This window comes from Pantoea sp. CTOTU49201 (genome assembly GCF_032054795.1).
GTDB classification, from domain to species: Bacteria; Pseudomonadota; Gammaproteobacteria; order Enterobacterales; family Enterobacteriaceae; genus Pantoea; species Pantoea symbiotica.
In genome coordinates, this window is record NZ_DAMBSA010000404.1 from 1 (window position 1) to 4,216 (window position 4,216).

Consider the following 4,216-nt stretch of genomic DNA (forward strand, 5'->3'; position numbering starts at 1 on the left):
CGCTAACACGCTTAGATTACGCGCCACGTAATCACCGCCGACGTTATCCAGCACCACATCCACGCCACGACCTGCGGTTTCCGCTGTAATCACCGCAACAAAATCCTCTCTATGACGATCAATGGCGCGCCAGACGCCAAGCTGTTGCAATGCCGCAATTTTGTCGGCACCGCCTGCGGTGGCAATCACCCGTGCGCCACAGGCCTGCGCGCATTGGATGGCAAAAGTGCCGACGCCGCTGGCGGCACCGTGAATTAGTACAGTTTCGCCGGGTGCTAAGTGCCCCAGCTCAAACAGGTTGTGCCACACGGTAAACGCCGCTTCGGGCACGCCTGCGGCATGCGCCAACGGCAGATTACCGGCCAGCGGCAAACACAACTCAGCGCGCGCCACGCAATATTCGGCATAACCGCCACCGTTGAGCAGCGCCATCACCGCATCGCCGATGGCGAAGCCAATAACGTCGGCACCCAACGACACCACTTCACCTGCCACTTCCAGACCTAACACATCTGAGCAGCCCGGCGGGATGGGCATGCCGTTACGCTGCATAATGTCAGGACGATTAACACCCGCGCTGGCGACGCGAATCAGCACTTCACCCACCGCAGGTTGCGGCACAGCACGTTCCACAACCGTTAAAACCTCTGCGCCGCCCGGTTGGCTGGCTATTACCGCTTTCATCATTTCAGGCAACATCAGATCTTATCCCTGCTTAGCGGTGGTAAAGGCGCACACGCCTTCATCATCAAAGGTGATGCCCACCACGCTGCCAACCGGCCAACGCGTCAGGGAATCGAGACCAGACTGGCGCGCAAACAGCGATGCGCTGCCGAGCGCCGGCACATCAAGATGCACATCAACGTGATCGCCCTGAAACACATGGGTGATCACCGTGGCGCTCAGGAAGGAGTGCGAAGACAGCGGCCCCAACTGAATGTTTTCCGGACGCACATACACATCCAGACGCTCACCAACATTCGCCTGCACACGTTCTGCTGGCAGACGCAGCGCGTTGCCGCCCAGTTCAAGCACCGCAGCGTGATCGCGACCGGCATAGCGTCCCGGAAGAATATTGACGTCTCCGACAAAGCCCGCCACAAAGGGATCGCGCGGCTGGCGATAGATTTCATCCGGTGTACCGATTTGGCGCACGTGTCCCGCCGACATCACCACCACGCGATCGCTCATGCTCAGCGCTTCGCCCTGATCGTGGGTGACAAACACCGTGGTGACGCCCAATTTGCGCTGGATCGCTTTCAGTTCGACCTGCATTGATAAACGCAGATTTTTATCCAGTGCGGAAAACGGCTCATCCAGCAGCAAGACTTTGGGCCGGATCACCAGCGCACGCGCCAGCGCCACGCGCTGCTGTTGTCCGCCGGAGAGTTCACGTGGCTTGCGATGGCCGTAACCTGCCAGCTTGACCAAGGCTAATGCTTGCTCAACGCGCTCGGCAATTTCGGCCTTTGACACGCCGCGCATACGCAGGCCGTAACCGACGTTTTTCTCCACCGTCATATGCGGGAACAGTGCGTAGTTTTGGAATACGATGCCGATTTCACGCTGATAAGGTGGAATCTCGGTCACCAGATCACCATCGATAAAAATCTCGCCGCCGTCGGCCTCCGCAAAACCGGCCATCAGGTTTAGCAGTGTGGTTTTGCCGCAGCCCGACGGGCCAAGCAGCGTAATAAATTCCCCTTCCTCAATGGTCAGGGAAATTTTGTGCAGCGCGATAGCATCGCCAAATTTTTTCAGCACGCCATCTAACTGCACCGCGACGTTACTGGCTTTCACTGCCAGATGCGGCATATCGGGCTGCGGGAATCGGGTAACTTCTGCACTGACCATGAACTCTCCAAAACTGTTTTTCGTGACAACGTCACAGAAATTATTGACTCATCCATGCGGCTAAGCGCTGCAACATGGCGTCACAGGCTTCCAACTGCGCGATGCTGATGAATTCGTCGGGTTTGTGACCTTGCGCCATGCTGCCCGGCCCGCAAATCACGCTGGGAATACCGGCTTGATGGAACAATCCGCCTTCGGTGCCAAATGCCACGGTGCTGAAGTCGCTGGATAGGGTTAAATAGGCGATCAGTCGCGCGGCCTCACTTTGGGCATCGGTTAATAATCCTGGATAGCCGCTAATCGGATAAAAACGGATCGCGCTGTCCGCTACGATGGCTTGCATGCGCGGCAACAGTTCTGCTTGTGCGAACGCCTCGATCTCAGCGGCGATGGCTTGCGCATCATCCTGCGGCAAGGTGCGCACTTCGAAATCAAAGGCGCATTCGGCGGGCACAATGTTCAATGCGCGGCCGCCGCTGATGATGCCGGTTTGTACGGTGGTAAACGGCGGATCAAAACGAGAATCCTGATTTTGTGCCATCCGCTCGCCAATCGCCGTTAACTGCTGAATCAATCTCGCGGCATATTCGATGGCATTAACGCCCTGCGGCGCATAGGCCGAATGGCAAGCCGCGCCCTTCACTTCACAGCGCATGCCCAATTTGCCCTTATGCCCCAGCACCGGTTGCAGTTCGGTAGGTTCACCAATCAGGCAAATAGCCGGTTTTTCCGCACGCTGCGCCAGCGCATCCAGCAAGGTGCGCACGCCAAGGCAGCCGACTTCTTCGTCGTAGGAGATCGCCAGATGCAGCGGCTGTGTCAGCGGTTGAGCCAGAAAATGGGGCACTGCCGCCAGCATGCAGGCGATGTAGCCTTTCATATCGGCGGTGCCGCGCCCATATAACTTGCCGTCACGTTCGGTGAGAGCAAACGGCGGCACGCTCCAGCTTTGTCCATCCACCGGCACCACATCGCTATGGCCGGAGAGCATCACACCGCCATTGCCAGCGGGCCCAAGACGCGCATACAAATTGGCTTTACTGCGTTCCGCGTTGTGGATTAGCTCACAGCTCACACCTAAATCACTCAGGTAACGCCAGACGAAATCGATCAATGCCAGGTTGGATTCACGGCTGGTGGTGTCAAACGCCACCAGCTTTTCAAGCAGTTGTCGGCTAGTAAACATAGGAACTCCTACTCGTCGCCCGGCACGCCGTAACGGGGTGCCTGCGTTGGATCGATGGCGCGCGTCACGTAATCGTTCATTTGTGGCTGATAGGCCAGCCACAGCTGCTCGAGTTCGCTAATCGGATCGCCGTCCGTCCAGTCAACACGCAGATCGACAATCGGCCATACCTGATCATCAACGATCGACAATGCTGAGGAGTGCACCGGCCCCGCTTCGCCACCGGCCTGCATGCCCGCTTGCATCGCCGCAATTAAGCGCTCGGCTAAATGCCCGGAATGCTGCTCGAAGGCGCTCACCATCACCGGAATCACCTCAGGAGTAGCCAGCAAGTTGCCCGCCGCAACACAGTGATAACCGGTTTGCGCGTTATTGATGCCAAGGGTTTTATCGCCGCTAAAGCAGGCCGTTTGGCCATTCGCGGCTAGCACCGTCACCTGGCGATAATGGTGATAATCATCGCTGGCTAAACCGGCTTTGAGCGCGGCTTCTGCGCTGTCGCCTTGTTGCAGGCGATCAAGAATGCGCGGACCTAACGCCGGTAAAGTGATGTTTTGGGTTGATACTGCACCCACCGCTGAGCGTAGCCATGGGCAACGTGCGCCCACCGCAATGCTGGATGAGCTAATGGCAATGCCGATTTGACCGGTTTGATCGCAGCGTCCCACAATGGATAACGTCATCGTCGCCTGCCTCTTATTCCGCTTGCCAATCGTCTGGAATAACCGCGATCACATCGATTTCCATCAACCATTGCGGCTGACCTAAACCGGAAATCACCAAGCCGGTGGAGATCGGGAACACGCCTTTCAACCATTTGCCGACCACCTGATACACCGGCTCGCGATAACGTGGGTCAATGATGTAAGTGGTGGTTTTGACGATGTGCGATAAGTCGCTGCCCGCCTCTTCCAGTAGCTGTTTAACGTTCTTCATCGCCTGCTCGGCTTGTGCGGCGGGATCGCCTAATCCCACCAGATTGCCCGCAAAGTCGGTGCCAATCTGTCCACGGACATACACGGTGTTGCCCGCGCGCACCGCCTGACAGAGATCGTTATCCAGTGCCTGATTGGGATAGGTTTCTTTGGTGTTGAATTTACGGATGCGAGTATGTGTGGTCATGCTTGCCTGCTATGCGAAAAGGATTTGCGCAAGGTATACCTTCCAAAGCATGGC

General features: G+C 57.2%; 5 protein-coding genes. All 5 read right to left on the reverse strand.

The window, feature by feature from the left end; genetic code table 11:
- A partial coding sequence (locus RTY00_RS20975; RefSeq protein WP_312665991.1) for an NAD(P)H-quinone oxidoreductase occupies nucleotides 1–699 on the reverse strand: 699 nt, incomplete at its 3' end.
- 6 nt (nucleotides 700–705) lie between these two features.
- The gene (locus RTY00_RS20980; protein WP_312665992.1) at nucleotides 706–1,854 is read right to left on the reverse strand and encodes an ABC transporter ATP-binding protein; all 1,149 of its coding nucleotides are present in this window, start codon (nucleotides 1,852–1,854) and stop codon (nucleotides 706–708) included.
- A 40-nt stretch (nucleotides 1,855–1,894) separates the two neighbouring features.
- Nucleotides 1,895–3,040 carry an acetylornithine deacetylase gene (gene argE / locus RTY00_RS20985; protein WP_312665993.1) on the reverse strand — a complete coding sequence of 382 codons (1,146 nt, stop codon included), beginning with the start codon at nucleotides 3,038–3,040 and terminating at the stop codon, nucleotides 1,895–1,897.
- Between the two features lie 8 nt (nucleotides 3,041–3,048).
- Nucleotides 3,049–3,723: a DUF1028 domain-containing protein gene (locus RTY00_RS20990; RefSeq protein WP_312665995.1), complete on the reverse strand. Its 675-nt coding sequence runs from the start codon at nucleotides 3,721–3,723 to the stop codon at nucleotides 3,049–3,051.
- A 13-nt stretch (nucleotides 3,724–3,736) separates the two neighbouring features.
- Nucleotides 3,737–4,162: a RidA family protein gene (locus RTY00_RS20995; protein ID WP_008106850.1), complete on the reverse strand. Its 426-nt coding sequence runs from the start codon at nucleotides 4,160–4,162 to the stop codon at nucleotides 3,737–3,739.
- Between the last annotated feature and the right edge of the window lie 54 nt (nucleotides 4,163–4,216).